At 30.5% G+C, this 16,573-nt stretch carries 16 protein-coding genes and 1 pseudogene; 5 read left to right on the top strand and 12 right to left on the bottom strand.

Going from position 1 to position 16,573, the window contains the following annotated elements; genetic code table 11:
- The first annotated feature begins 58 nt into the window (after positions 1-58).
- Positions 59-661: a transglycosylase SLT domain-containing protein gene (locus F3K33_RS18525; RefSeq protein ID WP_017210342.1), complete on the top strand. Its 603-nt coding sequence runs from the start codon at positions 59-61 to the stop codon at positions 659-661.
- A 503-nt stretch (positions 662-1,164) separates the two neighbouring features.
- Here the strand turns inward: F3K33_RS18525 and F3K33_RS18530 are convergent.
- The 3 genes and pseudogenes from F3K33_RS18530 to F3K33_RS18540 all read right to left on the bottom strand — a co-directional run bounded on the left by F3K33_RS18530 (position 1,165) and on the right by F3K33_RS18540 (position 4,159).
- The gene (locus F3K33_RS18530) at positions 1,165-1,689 is read right to left on the bottom strand and encodes a VanZ family protein (protein WP_039773660.1); all 525 of its coding nucleotides are present in this window, start codon (positions 1,687-1,689) and stop codon (positions 1,165-1,167) included.
- 393 nt (positions 1,690-2,082) lie between these two features.
- A pseudogene (locus F3K33_RS18535) lies at positions 2,083-2,403 on the bottom strand (MFS transporter); the annotation flags it as partial.
- A gap of 454 nt (positions 2,404-2,857) precedes the next feature.
- Positions 2,858-4,159: an IS110 family RNA-guided transposase gene (locus tag F3K33_RS18540; RefSeq protein ID WP_154862458.1), complete on the bottom strand. Its 1,302-nt coding sequence runs from the start codon at positions 4,157-4,159 to the stop codon at positions 2,858-2,860.
- A gap of 421 nt (positions 4,160-4,580) precedes the next feature.
- Here F3K33_RS18540 and F3K33_RS18545 point away from each other — a divergent pair, with 421 nt between their 5' ends.
- Both F3K33_RS18545 and F3K33_RS18550 read left to right on the top strand, forming a co-directional pair.
- Positions 4,581-6,248 (top strand): 2-oxoacid:acceptor oxidoreductase subunit alpha, encoded by a 1,668-nt coding sequence (locus F3K33_RS18545; protein ID WP_039773894.1) that lies wholly within the window; start codon positions 4,581-4,583, stop codon positions 6,246-6,248.
- 3 nt (positions 6,249-6,251) lie between these two features.
- A complete protein-coding gene (locus tag F3K33_RS18550; protein WP_039773895.1) occupies positions 6,252-7,100 on the top strand; it encodes a 2-oxoacid:ferredoxin oxidoreductase subunit beta in 849 nt (282 codons plus the stop codon).
- Positions 7,101-7,260: 160 nt separating this feature from the next.
- Here F3K33_RS18550 and F3K33_RS18555 read toward each other — a convergent pair whose 3' ends face one another.
- From F3K33_RS18555 to F3K33_RS18570, 4 genes are all read right to left on the bottom strand, one after another.
- A complete protein-coding gene (locus F3K33_RS18555; protein ID WP_039773896.1) occupies positions 7,261-8,067 on the bottom strand; it encodes a nitroreductase family protein in 807 nt (268 codons plus the stop codon).
- Positions 8,068-8,626: 559 nt separating this feature from the next.
- The gene (locus F3K33_RS18560) at positions 8,627-9,205 is read right to left on the bottom strand and encodes a TetR/AcrR family transcriptional regulator (RefSeq protein ID WP_039773897.1); all 579 of its coding nucleotides are present in this window, start codon (positions 9,203-9,205) and stop codon (positions 8,627-8,629) included.
- Positions 9,206-9,366: 161 nt separating this feature from the next.
- Entirely contained in the window at positions 9,367-9,525 is a 159-nt protein-coding gene (locus F3K33_RS18565; protein WP_084670611.1) for an SDR family NAD(P)-dependent oxidoreductase, read from the bottom strand.
- Positions 9,526-9,546: 21 nt separating this feature from the next.
- Complete coding sequence (locus F3K33_RS18570; protein WP_039773898.1) at positions 9,547-10,305, bottom strand: EFR1 family ferrodoxin; 759 nt, start codon at positions 10,303-10,305, stop codon at positions 9,547-9,549.
- A 116-nt stretch (positions 10,306-10,421) separates the two neighbouring features.
- Here F3K33_RS18570 and F3K33_RS18575 point away from each other — a divergent pair, with 116 nt between their 5' ends.
- Complete coding sequence (locus F3K33_RS18575) at positions 10,422-10,988, top strand: TetR/AcrR family transcriptional regulator (protein WP_012059813.1); 567 nt, start codon at positions 10,422-10,424, stop codon at positions 10,986-10,988.
- Positions 10,989-11,248: 260 nt separating this feature from the next.
- On the opposite strand, the gene F3K33_RS18580 is transcribed toward F3K33_RS18575, so the two are convergent.
- From F3K33_RS18580 to F3K33_RS18600, 5 genes are all read right to left on the bottom strand, one after another.
- On the bottom strand, positions 11,249-11,704 hold the full coding sequence (locus F3K33_RS18580) for a hypothetical protein (protein ID WP_012059814.1): 456 nt from the start codon (positions 11,702-11,704) through the stop codon (positions 11,249-11,251).
- A gap of 247 nt (positions 11,705-11,951) precedes the next feature.
- The gene (locus F3K33_RS18585; protein WP_023974198.1) at positions 11,952-12,527 is read right to left on the bottom strand and encodes a methyltransferase family protein; all 576 of its coding nucleotides are present in this window, start codon (positions 12,525-12,527) and stop codon (positions 11,952-11,954) included.
- 26 nt (positions 12,528-12,553) lie between these two features.
- Positions 12,554-13,021 carry a MarR family transcriptional regulator gene (locus tag F3K33_RS18590; RefSeq protein ID WP_012059816.1) on the bottom strand — a complete coding sequence of 156 codons (468 nt, stop codon included), beginning with the start codon at positions 13,019-13,021 and terminating at the stop codon, positions 12,554-12,556.
- 264 nt (positions 13,022-13,285) lie between these two features.
- A complete protein-coding gene (locus F3K33_RS18595) occupies positions 13,286-14,224 on the bottom strand; it encodes a transposase (RefSeq protein ID WP_054249135.1) in 939 nt (312 codons plus the stop codon).
- Between the two features lie 209 nt (positions 14,225-14,433).
- Positions 14,434-15,033, bottom strand: coding sequence for a TetR/AcrR family transcriptional regulator (locus F3K33_RS18600; RefSeq protein WP_012059817.1), 600 nt, complete (start codon positions 15,031-15,033; stop codon positions 14,434-14,436).
- Positions 15,034-15,331: 298 nt separating this feature from the next.
- Here F3K33_RS18600 and F3K33_RS18605 point away from each other — a divergent pair, with 298 nt between their 5' ends.
- Positions 15,332-16,564: an MFS transporter gene (locus tag F3K33_RS18605; RefSeq protein ID WP_023974200.1), complete on the top strand. Its 1,233-nt coding sequence runs from the start codon at positions 15,332-15,334 to the stop codon at positions 16,562-16,564.
- The last annotated feature ends 9 nt before the right edge of the window (positions 16,565-16,573 follow it).

Here is a 16,573-nt window from a genome sequence, read left to right on the forward strand (position 1 = left end):
CCCTATGGGGTGAATGTGTCTTATGGATTTTCATTAAAATTTAAAGGAGTGATGTATTATGAAACACGAGAAATTAAAAAAACTAGTTGCTCTCACTTTAGTAATTGGACTTACATTAACTGAAATGCCGATGCTTGCTAAGGCAGCAACAACAAATTCAACAATAACTACAAATCCAGCAAAACTTGCGAATCTAACGGAAACATCAGTATCAAAGCCTAGTGAAGTTCCAAGTAACATATGGAAATATGCATATAATGTAGATAAGAAATTTAGTAAGAATGGAGATTTTGCATTATTATTATGTGCAGTTATAAAAAAAGAGAGTAATTTTGGTGCAGGCTTATCTGGCAGTCCCTCATCTGGTGATGGATTAATGCAAGTGGAACCAAGTACAAGAAATGCATATGCAGCAAAGTTTAAATCAACATATGGACGAACTTATAATCATGGAAATCTTCAAGATCAGGTAGCATTAGGTGGATTGATTATAAAGGAGATGGTTGATCAATTTGGTGGTGTATATAATGGTTTATTGCATTATAATGGAGGTCCAAACTGGTATCCAGGTTGCACCGACTCATATGGTCGACCAATCCTAGCTGATCAATATGCAAACGCAGTATATAAAACATATAAAAACTATGGTGGAAAGAAATAACAAACAAAATAAGTGGACAAGTTTATTAAATTCCAATATATAATTGACTTTTTTAATTGGGAGTTTCTTGGACTTAGTGTGAAATTGATATAGTTATTTGAATTGATAAATATGATAGGACTGTTCTCATTATTTTTTGAGAACAGTCCTATTTTTTAGCCTATAACCTTTTTTGCCATATTAATCATATCTTAATAACTTTTTTAATTCCACGCCTTCAAACCCGTATTATACAAGCATATTCTTCAGAATATTAGAATATATATTCTAGTATTCTGAAGAATAAATATTGTTAAGAATATATCTTCTTAACAATATAAGAATGTCATGTATGTTGCAATTCACAATGCACATTTCACAATTTACAATTACGACTAAAATTCTTGCAATATTTTCAGAATTATGATGAATAATTATTTTTGCAACATATATATGTTACAGATTGTGTTAATTCCTGGGTTTCTTTTTTATAGAGCATATTATTGAATATCTAATAACGATATCTAGAGTCTCATTTTCATTATGAATAAATAAAATAATATACGTGGCAATGCAATAGCAGATAGTATTGCAATCGCAGTATGTACTTTTTTCTCATCTGGTAATATAAACAAGAAAAACTTATATCCTAAAATGCCAATTAATCCACCCAAACAATTTAGAATTATGTCATCAATGTCTGATGCTCCAATTCCAAAGATCCCCTGAATGATTTCAACAAACAAACTTACTATAAATACAAATAATAAATTGGTTATTACTCTTTTATTATTTTTGAATAATAGCAAATATGCACCAAGAGGAATAAATATAGCTATATTTCCACCCACATTACCAAAAGCGAATTTTTTTATAGAGGCAGAGCTACTAAATAGATATTCCTTTATACTATAAAAAGGAATGAGATTGATTGACCTATGATCCAAATTAGAGATTCTTGATAAAAACAATATTTTAATTAATAAAAGTATGTAGCAAATGAAAACACCATATAAAAAGAATGTTTTGATCCGTTCTCGTTTAATCATAATTACCCCCTTAAAGTAGAAAATGAATACTCAAAGCTTTTATCTCTCTAAGTATTCATTTTTCACAAGATTATTAATATATATATTGCAATTCACAATACACAATTGCGTCTAAAATCCTTACAATTCTTTAATAATTATTATGAAGAATTATTTTTGCAACATATATTTTTTATTCTAATTTAGTTCGTTATATTTTAACATAATCCAATTTACTTAATAACTAATTTCATTTATTTGTAATAATCATTTAAGACTTCTATACTCTTATATTTAAATCTTATATAAGAATTTAAGTTATCATTTAAATTTAATCTCTAATTGTGTTTAATTTATGAAGGAGATACTCTTTTTTGTTCAATGGATCATAAGTTGTTTTCCAGCATCCACGTGTGCAACAATTCCTATAATTGGACCGCCTAAAATTTGACCCAAGGCATTTATTTGTCCATTTATAGAAAGTACAGTGGCTCTAGCCTTATCGTCTATATGTCCATTAAGCCATACACTAAATATAGGTTCATTTATAGTTCTAAAGGTATTTGTCGCTAAATACGCCATTAACATTAATCTAAAGTTTTTTGTAATAGCAAATATAAACATAAATAATATATAAAATATATTTATACCTACCAAAAGCTTTCCATTATTATTCTTATCATCATCAAGTCTATTTGACATAAAATGCATAACTATTGCACTTGACACCATTCCTGCATTGCTTCTGTTGTGTAGCCAAAGCCCACGCTTTTTTACCCAGATTATGTGCTATTTCAAATTTCTCATACTCTTCTTCAACATAAATTAGTCCAGTTCAAAGCAAATAACCTGTTTCCATTAATCATTATTAATTTCATGAAAGTTGCTCATTTTCAGTAAATTCTCAAATATATTACACTGGTAATATACCACATATTTATCCATTAACTAACAAAATACTTTCTTTACAACAATAGAAATAAGTGCTAATATTAATATAACGATAATAATTATCAATTAATAATAATTATAAATTCAAGAATATAAATAATAACATTATTTTAGATAAATTAATAAATAAGACCAGCTAATAATAGTCAAGTTAATTTTCAAAAAAATAGTTTTTGGAAAAAGAGTATGGCAAACAAACCGTTTCAAAACACGAACGGTTACAGAAATTGGAATAAAATTAAGCGACTTTGTTTAAAGAGTTATTTTCTAGGAACATTTGCTTATGTATTTTGGGATCTCTTTGCTCAAACGGAGTTTGATTTCGGAGAACAGCAAAAATGTAGTTTATAATTTTATGCATTATAGCGACTAAGGCGATTTTAGGCTTTTTGCCTTTAAGGTTTATTTGATAATAATCTAATAGGACTTTATTTATAGGAACTCCATTACGATTGTTACGGATTGAAGCTAGTGCAACAGAATATAATGCTCTTCGACCGATTCGAGTTCCTCTTTTTGAAATTTTATTATCATCGCCTTTAAAATTACCTGATTGATTAACTGAGCTATCAATACCAAAGAAAGCTACAAGATGTTTGGGCTTAAGAAAACCATCAATATCACCTATTTCAGCTATTATAGTAATAGCAGTTAATTGCCCTATGCCAGGAATTGAATCAATTAGTTCAATATTAGCTCTAATAGATTCAGGAAAAGTTTCAGACTGTATAAAATTGTTAATTTTCTGTAACAATGTATCAATCTCTGATTGAATAGTTTTTATTAATGTTATAGAGCTGGCTATTTTGACGGCTAAACCGTCTAACGGTAAGCCAATTATTTTAGCTTCATTAGCAACCTTAAATAATTTGGAATATGTATTTTCCGACCAGATAATGCCCTTTTTAGAGCTATCAAGGAAAATCTTAATTATATTTTCCTTAGGTGCCTCTAAAATTGATTGTGGCGTTGGATATTGACTTAAAAGCTCAATTGAACTTTTAGATGTTGAATCTGAAAATATAGTATTATAGCCAGGAAAAATAACTCTTAAATCAGCGGATAATTTTTTCTTAAAAGTAGAGCTAGTATCTGTAAGTTTGTAATACTCTCTTACAAGATTTTTCAGAAGAAAAATATCAAGGCTAAGTTGTTGTGATAACTTAATGTTTTGAAATTTTCCTATTGTTGCAATAGATAAAGCGTCTTTTTTATCATTTTTCACTTTTCTTATGTCGCCATTTTTGTTAGACTTAGTAACGAGTGGATTGATAACAAATGTGTTATCGAAATATTTATTAAGATAGTGGAAAAGAGATAAATGGTACACGCCAGTGGACTCCATGAAAATTGCAGTTTTCATGTTAAACTCTTCTTCCACTTTTTTTATTTCATTAACTAAGTGGTTGAAGCCATTGAGATCATGCTTTATTTTAAATGACTTCTTATAAATATCACCATTCGGTGCGAGTATTGCAGTATATGAAAAATCAGCTGAAACATCAATTCCTATTACAGGACTATAAAAAAAATTAGACATTGTATATATCTCCTTAAATTAAATTTTAGATATAGAATAGAACTTCCACTCTGTCAGATAGCTTATAACCTTGTTTGTGACACGGGTAATTCCCGAAGGGAAACCCAACCAGCTAAACATAGAATTCTACCTGATGAAATGATACGCTTTTTTACGGGTATAGGTTCTAAAAGACCTCCCAGGAGGTTTACATCTATCTTCTATTCAGGAGTATTATACTAGACTATATAAAACTTGGTTAGATTCCTTTAAGGAATTTAAATAAAAAACTATTTAAGATATGAAATGCATATTCCCTATCGGGGCGTAGGCAAAGTAATAAATTAGAATATTAAAAATAATAAGAGGTGTAATGTTCGTTAGAAAGATAAATAGTTTTCTATCAAATGTTACAACTAGATTATACAAGGAGGTTTTTATTATGAATTATAATATTCTTATTGGGGGCGCTGCAGGTCAAGGCGTTGATACCACTGCTTCCATACTTGAAAAATTGTTAAAAAAGTCAGGATATAGCGTTTTTACTGTAAAAGATTTGATGTCTAGAGTAAGAGGAGGTCATAATTTTTCACTTATACGTTTCGGAACTGAAGAAGTACTTTCCCATACTTATGAAGTTGATGGAATTATTGCATTGAACGAAGATACTGCTGAACTTCATAAAGATAAGCTAAAGGAAAATGGTTTTATATTGAGTGACTCCGATTTTAATATTGATGATGATAGAGCAATAAAAGTTCCTATGAAGAAAATAGCTAAAGAACTTGGAAATACCAATGTTACTGGTACCATTGCTGTTGGTGCAGCTATAAAGCTTTTTGGAATTGAAAATACAAATATAGAAGAAGCTCTAAAATCATCAGTAAAAGAAAGATTTTTAGAAGTTAATATAAAAGCTGCTATGAGAGGTTACGATAGTGTAGAATCTAAATTTAGCTCTCAACCTGGGACCTTCTCAGATTATTTGATATTAAACGGTAATACTTCTTTAGCTTTAGGAGCTATAGCTGCAGGATTAAAATTCTATTCCGCTTATCCTATGTCTCCTTCTACATCAATTCTAGAATATCTCGCATCGATTTCACAAAAAGCAGATGTGCTAGTTGAGCAAGCAGAGGATGAAATCGCAGCAATAAATATGGCTATAGGAGCTTCTTTTGCAGGAGCAAGAGCTATGACCGGAACTTCTGGAGGAGGATTTTGCTTAAAGGTTGAGGCCCTTGGACTATCTGGTATGGCCGAAATACCTTTAGTAGTAGTTGATGTTCAAAGACCAGGCCCTACTACTGGACTTCCAACCAGAACAGAACAAAGCGATCTTAAGTTTGTCATTTCTGCATCACAAGGTGAATTTCCAAGAATGGTTATCGCCATACGTACGATTGAAGATGCATTTTATCAGACTATTAGAGCTTTCAACATGGCAGAGAAATACCAAATTCCAGTAATAATCTTAAGTGACCAATACTTAGGTGATGGTATAGCTTCTGTCAAGTCTTTCGATTTAGATAAAGTTAAAGTTTATAAACCTGCTGAAGTAAATATAAAAGATGGAGAATATTTAAGATATAAAATAACTGAAGATGGTGTATCTCCAAGACTTATTCCAGGAAAAACAAAAAACTTTGTAACAGCAGATAGTGATGAACATGATGAAATGGGTAAGATTACTGAATCTGCAGAAGTAAGAAATGAAATGATGGATAAGCGTATGAGAAAACTTAGTAATTTAAAACTTGATTTAGAAGAACCAGAATTTTTTGGTGATGAAAATTGTGATAATTTGCTTCTAAGCTGGGGATCTACCTATGGTGTTATAAAGGAAGCAGTAAAATTGCTAAATGGAAGAAATGTTGGCAGTTTTGGAGCCCTTTTATTTGGAGATGTGTATCCATTGCCCCAAAAGAAACTTAACGAAAAGGCTAAAGTGGCTAAAAAAATTATTGATATAGAACAAAATGCTACTGGTCAATTAGCGGATCTTATAAGAGAACAAACAGGAATAAACTGCGATTATAAAATTTTGAAATATGATGGTAGACAAATATCTGCAAATGAAATTGTAGATAGAATTATAAAGGAGGTTTAAGATATGAGTGAACAATTTCGTACTTACGAAACAGCTTGGTGTCCAGGCTGTGGTAATTTTAATATATTAGAAAGTTTAAAAAGAGCGTTAACTGAATTAGGAAAGGACCCTTATGAGGTTTTAATGGTTGCAGGAATTGGGCAAGCCGCTAAGTTGCCTCAATATATAAGTGCTAATAGTTTCTGTGGTTTACACGGTAGAGCAATACCTGTTGCAGTTGCTGCTAAAATGGCAAATGATAAGCTAACAGTTATAGTAGATTCTGGTGATGGTGATACCTATGGAGAAGGCGGAAATCATTTTATCCATAATATAAGAAGGAACACTAATATAACTCATTTTGTTCATGATAACCAAATATATGGTCTTACAAAAGGTCAAGCCTCTCCTACTTCTGGAATAGGTTTAGTAACTGGGGCTCAAACTACTGGAAATATCAATGCCCCATTAAATCCTGTAGCTTTAGCTATAACACTTGGAGCAGGCTTTGTTGCCAGAGCCTTTAGTGGAGATATGGATCAGCTTGTTTCAATTATGAAGGAAGCAATTTCTTATAAAGGATATGCTATGGTGGATATTTTTCAACCTTGCGTAACTTTTAATCATATTAACACTTTCTCCTTCTATAAAAATAGAGTTTATTCTTTAGATGAAAACTACGACCCTAGCAATAAACTTGCTGCACTAGAAAAAGCTATGGAGTTTGGAAATAAGATTCCAACTGGAATTCTATATAGAGAAGATAAGGAAAGCTTTAGTGAAAGAAATGTTGTTTTAAATAAAGATACAGCTCTTATTGACAGACCTTTCAATCCTTCTATTATAGAAGAACTTATTTCTCAGCTTGTATAATTTAATTTATAGTTATGAGCATTAAAGATTATTTCAACAAACAAACTTGATATAAAAGAGCAATAATAAGTTTGTTATTGCTCTTTTATCCTTTTTGAATAATTACAAATATAACCAAAGGAAATAAAACTAATTTCACTTATTTGGTCTATTTAATAATTTAGTTTTCAAAAAAAGAAGCTGATAGCGGTTGTCTTTCTGTGAATCTTTTAAAGCTATGTTTAGGATATCCTACCATTACAACTCCTGTTATTTTCTTTTTCTCTGGAATGTTAAAAATCTTGTACATTGGCGAATTATCACTACGAGCACAAATTTCAAATACTCCTGCCCAACATGATCCAAGCCCAAGAGATGGCGCATATAATTCAAGATACGATAATGAAAGAATTGAATTTTCTCTACCATTACGAAAATCTTCATCAGCCAAAGTTATAATTATACTAGGTGCATCTCTTAAGATAGTGTCAACTTTAGTATTCTTGTAGCCACTAATCATTCCTGCTAATACCTTACTCAAAGTTTCATTATTTTCAAACCAGTTAATGCATTCCTCAACTGCTAATTGAATTGTTTTTTTATCGTCTACTATTAGATATGATATACCTTGTGAATTACTTGCAGTTGGTGCCAAATGTGCAACCTCAACAAGTTCCAATAACTTTTCTCTTTCAACTGGTATATTCTTATATGAACGAATAGATCTTCGTGATCTAATAAAATTCTTTGCTTCTTCTGAATTTAGCTTTTTGATTTCTCCTATCTCACTTTGCATAGCTAATGGAGATTTCTTATTATCTATAGCCTCTTTTGGACATACAGCTACACAATGACCACATTCTATGCATGCATTAGGATTGACTTCTTTTGGGCCATCCGCTTCTAGTTTTAATACTCCTGTTGGACATTCCACCACGCACATTCCACATTTTATACATTTTTCTTTACTTACAGTTATTAAACTCATTTTTATTCACTCCTTATTAATTTTTGCACTCGCATAATAATACGAATACACTCAATTTTTATTTGATTTATAATACATGTTAAAACAATTATTGTAACTTTCCATGTGTCATTGCTTATTTCACATCTCATCATGTTTTTTTGAGTGGACATATTTGTTTTTCTATTTCTCCCTCTTTAATTGGGATTAGTTTCAAAACTTTTTTCTTAACCTAGTTGCTTCTCATTAATTAGGATCCATTAAAAATTTCCCCAAGACTTGCTTCTCCTCATTAATTTTTCATTTTAAATCATGCCTAGTGCATTTCCATAAATGTATCATATCCTATTATCACCTCCTTTAGCCATGCTTAGTATCTTTTTGAGAACAATCATTCTAATTGATCTAAAAAAATTATGTATTCAATAAATCAGAAAATCTACAATATTATTCGATTTTCTTTATTCACTAAATTTCTTGTATTACTGATTTGAATAGTGGTTATACTTTTCTAATATGTAAAAGTGCTCAGCAGAACATAACAGTTTTGAGAACGCCAATTCTAATTAGTATAAAGAAATTAGCTATTTAATAAATCCATAAAAAAATCTGCTATACGATGCAATTTTTCTTTGCTCGCTGACATTCTTAACTGCACACGAATTCCAAGCAATGTATTTTGAAGTATTTCTGATAAAACTTCTGGATCATATTTGCAAGAAAATTCACCTATCTGTTGTCCTTTTCGAACAAGATCAGCAAGTAATTGTTCTGTTTGCATAAATATCTTTTCTACTTTTTCTTCTATCTCTTTATCCCTAAGAGCCATCTCTGTTGCTGAATTTACAATTAAGCAACCCCATTGTTTATCTTCATATCCTTCTATAGTAAAATCAAAGATAAATTTTATAGCTTGTTTTGCTGTTTTTGCATGTGAAATTCCAGCCTGCATTTTATTTTTTATTAATTCTGCATAAAAATCTACAGTTCTTAAGAATAATGTGTGTTTATCACCGAAGGTATCATATAAACTTCTACGATGGATTCCCATATGCTCAACTAAATCATTTAAAGATGTCTTTTCGTAACCTTGTTTCCAAAATAGTTCCATTGCTTTCTGAAGAACTACATTTTCATCAAATTCTCTGCTTCGTCCCATCAAGTTCCCTCCTTTATAGAATTAATATTAGCATTTTGAGAACGATCGGTCAAGAATTATTTACATACTTAATCGTACCTATATTTTCGCACATTACATGCTGGAAAGAAAAGTTACCTGGCACAACGCAAAAGCACCTACCCTAGCCTACAATTTTCTGCCTAAAACACTTCACTAAATGAGTTTATATCTAATTTCTCTTTTGATCTTGCTCTTAATATAACGTGGCATCCCTTTGAAGCCAATTCTTCTGCATATGCTTTTCCAACACCAGATAACGCTCCTGTAACCAAGGTAACTTTTCCCTTATAATTAAACATCCCTTTGCCTATTAAAATGGATCAATTATTTGCCTCTATTATTTCCTTCAATTTAACATTTTGATTAATAAATCTAGCTCTACTTTTTTCCTGTTTAAGTCGTATAGCATTCTGTGGACAATGATTAATACAGGCTAAACACTGCTCACAATTTCCTTTATAAACAGGTTTAGTATCTACATTAATATTATTTACTGGGCAAACTTTCTCACAAACTTTGCAGCTATTACAGGTATCTTCTACATAGAAATTCTTATCATATTGAGCGTTAGCCTTAGTCTTAGAATGAAAATTTTTTAATATTGCTTCAATACATTTTATAACTGCCGAATGTCTCTTGATATATACTTTTTTAACCTTGATATCATTGATTATTTGTGCAAGGCTTTCTTCTATCTTTTTCTTTGGCTCTTTTTTTATCTCTTTAGCCATATCAAACACCGGAAGGTAATTGTCAACCATAAGTATTTCATTAATGTATGAAAACTGGATTTGATTTCTTTTTCCAATTTCTAAAAGCTCAGGTATGACTGCTCCTGAAAAAGATCCAAAAGACACTACGGCAAAAATATATTTACTTTTTAGTTTAATTTTATTTAGAAACTCCTCAACAATTTCAGGAACTCCTCCATAATAACTCGGAAATACAATACCAATCTTTTCATCTTCAAACTCAAACTGTCCTAGTTTCATTAACTTAGGAATAGAATAACTTTCTCCTCCAATTCTCTTTGCCACATATAAATTGTTGCCAGTTCCTGTAAAATAAAATATTTTCATAATGCGCTCCTTTCAGATGTTTCACTTGTAACTTCTTATGGACTATAGTATAATTTGATAACATAAATAATTCAAGTGAATATAGGCTAGCTGTTACAAAAGGAGGAATATTGTTTATGACTAATAAATACAATGCTGAACAGAATAAGATTACAAAAGAGAGTATTTTAGGTGCTCTTATGTCTTTAATGGAGAAAAAGGACTTCAAGAATATATCTATTACAGAAGTATCACAAAAAGCTGGTGTATCACGGATGGCTTTTTATCGTAATTACAGCATAATGGAAGATATCCTTATTGATCATCTAGACGATATGTTTAGAGAGTATTCAACCCTTTTAAATCATAAAGAAATAAGTAATTATGAAATGACACGTTTATTTTTTTACTATTTTAGACAACATCAAAAATTTATTGAAAACCTACTAAGGTCTAAATTAACCCACTTAATACTTGAACGATCTATTGAATTTCTTAATATATACTCAAAAACTATAACATGCACCATGGATTGCTCTCCTGAATTTGAAAAATATAATATTGGATTCATTGCAGGCGGATTTTTTAATGTATTGATGATTTGGTGCAAAAGTGGTATGACAGAGAGTGACGAGAAGATGGCAGAAATTGTTCATGATAGGCTTTCAAATCATATTGCTGGAATCACCTTAACAGATTTCTGATTAAATCCAAGATATATACGAAGTATGGGAAATGGATAAAAAAGATTCGCTACTGACTTAACTCTAATTTAAGAATATATTAATAATGCATTATTGGAGTCATCCTCCCATACAATGTCTAAAATATTATCATAGAAATGCATTTACATAAAAAGTTCCCCACTTTCTAGTCTGAGCTGACTTTAGTTGATACATTTCCTTAAACATAATTTCTCATTTGTTTATTTCAAGAACTGGATACTCCTAATTTCATAAAATAACTATTGAACATCCCCTAATATTTTAAAGTACTTATATGATAGCCATAAACTTCTTCCTACCATTGAAGCACACCCAAATGCGAGAATTCCTATACCTATAAAGCTAGTTATATTTCCGCCAATATATCTAAAAGCCGATTTTACAACGATAAGGAAAACATAGACTCCAAGGCTTAAGTACGATTCATTATAATAAACCTCACCTTTAGCTTCATCCTTACTATATTTTAATGTTCTTCCACGAATTATTCCCACTCCTATACCAATAATTGAACAAATAATTATTATCATAATCTCTTTCAATGAAAAACTTAATGTTTTTGCATAATCTTCAACAATCATTAGAATAAGTAGTATAGGTAACAACCATAAATTAGGGAACTTAATTCTTTTATTCTTTCCATTAAGTATCCTTAAAAACTTTAATACTATAAAAATCAATAAAATATAAACCATTGACACTAATTCCACCTCTAAACTTTATTTTCTATTCCTCAAAATTTTCTAATATAATAATACAAACACTTTGGAACTATAGATAATAACAATCTCTCAATATCTTATCTTTTAAAGTCTAATTATTAACAGTAATTGTAAACCTAATTTTTATACCTACCTTGGATACAGCTGTCTCTAATAATGACACCTTTACTAAACCTAAGAATTTCACTTAGTTAAGCTCGCTGTAATAAATATTATAAATTTAGAATACATATGGAATTAACGCCCATGATTCTTTTATATATTTCTCATATTCTTTACCAAATTCTAATACTAAAAATCTTTGTTCCCTATTTATTTTTATAATATAAGTAGTTAAAATAATACAAAATCCTATGATAGAAGCTAAACTTCCAAATGTAAGAAAAGTTCCAAAAAAGCCACATACTATCCCTGTATAAATGGGATTTCTTATATATTTATATGGGCCACTACGAACTAATCTTTGCTCCTCTACTTTCTGAATGGCTCCACTCCAATTTCTACCTAATACTATTCTAGCCCATATTGCAAATAAAAGAGAGAATACTAAAATTACGATACCTATGTATTCAACATATTCATAATTAGGTATTATCCTATTCCATAAGAATATATTTTTAAACTGAAAAAAGGTAATAGCATAAGAAATTATTACAAACATTAAATGCAATATTCTTGGCATACTCTTTTGACCACTTGATTCTTTCTTTACATTTGACCTAGTTTTCATCGCTGCTAATATCCAGTAAATCCAAAATATACCCCAAATATAACTAACTACAGTAATATTACTCATAAAGTCCTCCTCACATTTTATTAGATTTAATCATCACTTTTAATATATTTTTCTGCAATTTCTATAAACGTATCCTTTGTCACTGAATTCATGTCATGTAAAAATTTTAATATAGTAGCTTTCTCCTCATCATTATATTGAGCGATAATATCTTTTTTCTTATTATATGATTTCTCATGAATTCTATTATGAATTTCACACACATTTAATCCTAATTCCGTCAAATCATAATATACTTCTTTATTATTCCCTTCCTTTTGATACTTCGATACATAGCCTTCGTTTAATAACTTTTTACACATTTTAGTTATAGCACCTGTTGTCATTCCTAATTCTTGTGATAGCTTAGTTATATTTGCATCTTCGATATATTCAATAGCTGCAATGCAATGAATTTGTGAAAAAGTAAGTTTATTCTTTATATTAGGAACATCTATTTCATTATTTTCTTGTATTTTCTTTAATGAAAATATAATCTCATTAATGATATCCATATTAATTTCCCCCTCGACATTTCTTCCTCGGAAGTAATATTATATTATAATATTATTTCTTCCATGTCAACAATTTTAAATTTAAAGACTTACTCCTAGATTCAATTAAGCACTTTTAATACCTAATACACAACTCCCACTGTTAAAAAATATAATCATTCTAGACTAAATGTTGAGAATTTAATTAATCCTCCCCTAATACCTGTATAGGTTGTTGAATAACTAATTTTTACAAATGGTTATTTAAGAAAATATTCTTAGAAATTATATATTCCAAGGATATTTTCTAGTTTTTATTCCTTGCTGCTTTTTGTTAAATTCATCTATTAAGTACGCTAATAAGACCCATTTTATATGACGTTCGTATCGGGCTTGCCCATAAAGCCTTGGGTTTTCTAAGTTATATAATCCCTTTAATACAGAGAATAATTGCTCTATTTTCAATCTGTTTTTATATAATTTTGATCCAATAGGAGATTGAATAAACAAAGCATTTTCATATCGTTTATCAGTAAATGACTCAATACTTTTAGCCTTACGCATATTTATATCAGTTAACAAATTAAATTCTAAGCTAGAAGCAATTTCAAACCATTCTAATGAATCATATGCTGCATCTGCAAGTATTAAAAATGGATTATAAATTTTAGCTTCATATAGTAAATCTGAGACTTGATTATCATAAACATTAGCTGTTGTTAAATAAAAAACTAGAGGAATTATAATATCACTAACTGCTGCAATACAGTGTAATTTATAACCTTTATAATATCCAAGGCGGGTACCCTTACCGGATTTAGCTTCGCTATCGTATTTTGAACTTCTTAAAGCAGTTCCATCTATTGCACACAGTCTAGTTTCAGGATTGATAAGTTCAACAAGCATAGCATAAATACCATAATATATATGTTTCTCTAAAATTTTAGTTCTTAATGAGAATGTAGAATAATCTGGTACTTGATTGAGTTGAATTATAGACTGAAACACATAGTCTTGCTTTATACGATATTCAAGCTCTCTTAAACTGAAAATACTACTTTTAACGCCATATAATATACATGCAACTATTTGTTCATCTGAATACTTACGTGGTCGCCCTTTAGTACTTTTAATATTCGAATTTAATTTAGCAAATGCAATTTTAACAGCTTCAAAAATTTTATAATGGTCATTTTCACTTTTAATATTTGATGATATAATCATATTTGAGTCATTCCTTATGTGATATATTTGGGTTTTTCGCGAAATTATTATATCACAAAGGGATGACTTATTTATTTTTTACAAATTCTGTTTATTCAACAACCTACTGTAGTTAAAAATAACATGTCTTAAGCAAGAACTAAAAAACCACCGGCTTAACCGGTGGTTCTGATTCTTATTCACTAACATTACAATTTAGAATTAAAGAACTAAGATGATTGTAATGAAAATTGTTCTAAATACTTGGATAAACTTTCAATATTAAATTGCATATGACGATCATTACCCTCAAGTTTACTTAGCATTATACCACCTTCTAAGGCTGAAAAAATGAAAGTAGCAAGGGCATCGATGTCAAGATTTGACCTTAATTCACAGTTCTGTATCCCTTGATAAAGAATTTCCTTAATATATTGCAACATCCTTTCAAGGCTTTTTTGGGCTTTTTTTCGTAACTCAGGATGAGTATCATCACTTTCAATAGCCGTGTTCAATAAAGGACATCCTCCGATAAATGGGGGATGTTCCGTAACTTGTTCATATACCCTAAATATAGCTAGAATTTTATCAATCGCTGACTGTTGATTATCCACAGCTTCGGTAAATTTTTCATTAACAATTCCTACTGCGTAATCATATGCCTCAAGCGCAATCTCATCCTTACATGCAAAGTGACGATAAATCCCCCCTCTCTTGATTCCAGTTACTTCAGTAATATCAGAGAGCGAAGATCCTGCGTAACCTCGCTGGTTAAAAAGTTCAGCCGATTTCTTAATTATATACTTGCGTGTATTTTCTCCTTTAGTCATAGTATCTATCCTCCAAGGAATGTAATTCTTCGTAATTTCATCCTCATTGCACATGTTATTTTTTTAATTATTATAGCATATCTCCAAAAATTTAAATAGTTATTGCAAGCCGGGGTTTATTTCTTGGATGAACCTGATCTTTTAATCCAAAATGCCAATTATATAATTATAAATAATAAAAAATATTCCAAGCACCAGAAATACGAATATAAATTTGCACTTTCTTAATGGTTGTGTTAACATAGTAAAAAAGATATCGTTCAGTATCTTTTTATTATATTAAAATGAGGTGAAGAAAATGAACGACACATGGTTTAAAGAACGTAAGTATGCTTGGATCGGCTTGGCTGCTTTGTGGATTATCGGCTTTATTGGCGCATTATTGCGTTTCATTATGGCTACTTATCAAGTTCAAATTTCTCAAGATTTGAATATAAGTAGAAGTTTGATTTCTATGGCATGGTCAACCAACCTACTAATTGCAGCATTATGCACCCCAATAGGAGGATGGATTGCGGACCGCTATGGACCTAAGAAATTAATGCTACTAAGTACAATATTTAGTATCTTAGGGACAAGTATCGTTTTTGTGGGGCATAATTCTACTTTGTTTTTTATCGGATATGGAGTCATATCAGGTTTTTACGGTATAGGAGCCTCTGCCACATATATTCTAATATTTGACTGGTTTAAGCATCATCGAGCAAAAGCTACTGCACTTCTGGCAAGCTCATCATCTATTGGTCTCGCCGTTTGCACTCCAATTTTTATCTCGAACACTTGGTTAACATGGAAGGACGCATTTCTTATTTCTTGCCTGCTCAGCCTTTTTGTTGCATTGCCAGTTATTCAGTTTCTTATTCGGAATCCTGAAAATCCACAGAAGAAAGCAAAAGAATCCAAACAACCAAAAGTGAAAATGCTTTTCAAAGGTCCTCATATGTTATTATTTCTATTTATTGGTTTTGCATTATTTACATGTGGGTTTAATATGGGTACTGTAGAAATGAATTTAGTGGCTATTTATCAATTGTCTAGCGTAAAGCCTGCTTTGATTGCCGTATCCATGAGTACCTTAGGAATTATGGAAATAATCGGTTCCTTTATTTTCGGATATCTTTTGGATCGTATCAATAAATTTACAGCGATGTCGTTGTTATACGGGATACGCATCTTAGCGTTTATAATTTTGTTTGTACATTCGCCATGGTCGCCAATTGTGTTTGCAGTCTTCTTCGGATTTACTTACCTAGGTGCTGTACCAGGAGGAATGTTAATTGCTAACGAGAATACAAAAGAAAAAGGAAAGTTCATTGGAAGTCTCCTTCTATTCCATCAAGCAGGCGGGATCATTGGTAGCTTAATCGGAGGTGTTTCCTTTGATATCAGTAAGAGCTATCAACTACTCATTGGTTTTGATATGCTTCTATGCATTTTAGTTACCATAGGGTATTTTACGAATTATTGGCTACGATACAAAAATACTTTATATGTAAGTAGATATACAAATGAGGTTAAGAAACTACACTAAAATGATCAA

Origin of the sequence: Clostridium beijerinckii (genome assembly GCF_008705175.1) — a bacterium.
GTDB lineage: Bacteria > Bacillota > Clostridia > Clostridiales > Clostridiaceae > Clostridium > Clostridium beijerinckii.

Excerpts from the sequence above, each read along its gene's own strand:
- F3K33_RS18530 (WP_039773660.1), bottom strand. The coding sequence starts at position 1,689 with ATGATTAAACGAGAACGGATCAAAACATTCTTTTTATATGGTGTTTTC.
- F3K33_RS18595 (WP_054249135.1), bottom strand. The coding sequence starts at position 14,224 with ATGATTATATCATCAAATATTAAAAGTGAAAATGACCATTATAAAATT.
- F3K33_RS18590 (WP_012059816.1), bottom strand. The coding sequence starts at position 13,021 with ATGGATATCATTAATGAGATTATATTTTCATTAAAGAAAATACAAGAA.
- F3K33_RS18575 (WP_012059813.1), top strand. The coding sequence starts at position 10,422 with ATGACTAATAAATACAATGCTGAACAGAATAAGATTACAAAAGAGAGT.
- F3K33_RS18585 (WP_023974198.1), bottom strand. The coding sequence starts at position 12,527 with ATGAGTAATATTACTGTAGTTAGTTATATTTGGGGTATATTTTGGATT.
- F3K33_RS18560 (WP_039773897.1), bottom strand. The coding sequence starts at position 9,205 with ATGGGACGAAGCAGAGAATTTGATGAAAATGTAGTTCTTCAGAAAGCA.
- F3K33_RS18565 (WP_084670611.1), bottom strand. The coding sequence starts at position 9,525 with ATGTTTAATTATAAGGGAAAAGTTACCTTGGTTACAGGAGCGTTATCT.
- F3K33_RS18525 (WP_017210342.1), top strand. The coding sequence starts at position 59 with ATGAAACACGAGAAATTAAAAAAACTAGTTGCTCTCACTTTAGTAATT.
- F3K33_RS18605 (WP_023974200.1), top strand. The coding sequence starts at position 15,332 with ATGAACGACACATGGTTTAAAGAACGTAAGTATGCTTGGATCGGCTTG.
- F3K33_RS18550 (WP_039773895.1), top strand. The coding sequence starts at position 6,252 with ATGAGTGAACAATTTCGTACTTACGAAACAGCTTGGTGTCCAGGCTGT.
- F3K33_RS18580 (WP_012059814.1), bottom strand. The coding sequence starts at position 11,704 with ATGGTTTATATTTTATTGATTTTTATAGTATTAAAGTTTTTAAGGATA.
- F3K33_RS18555 (WP_039773896.1), bottom strand. The coding sequence starts at position 8,067 with ATGAGTTTAATAACTGTAAGTAAAGAAAAATGTATAAAATGTGGAATG.
- F3K33_RS18545 (WP_039773894.1), top strand. The coding sequence starts at position 4,581 with ATGAATTATAATATTCTTATTGGGGGCGCTGCAGGTCAAGGCGTTGAT.
- F3K33_RS18570 (WP_039773898.1), bottom strand. The coding sequence starts at position 10,305 with ATGAAAATATTTTATTTTACAGGAACTGGCAACAATTTATATGTGGCA.
- F3K33_RS18600 (WP_012059817.1), bottom strand. The coding sequence starts at position 15,033 with ATGACTAAAGGAGAAAATACACGCAAGTATATAATTAAGAAATCGGCT.
- F3K33_RS18540 (WP_154862458.1), bottom strand. The coding sequence starts at position 4,159 with ATGTCTAATTTTTTTTATAGTCCTGTAATAGGAATTGATGTTTCAGCT.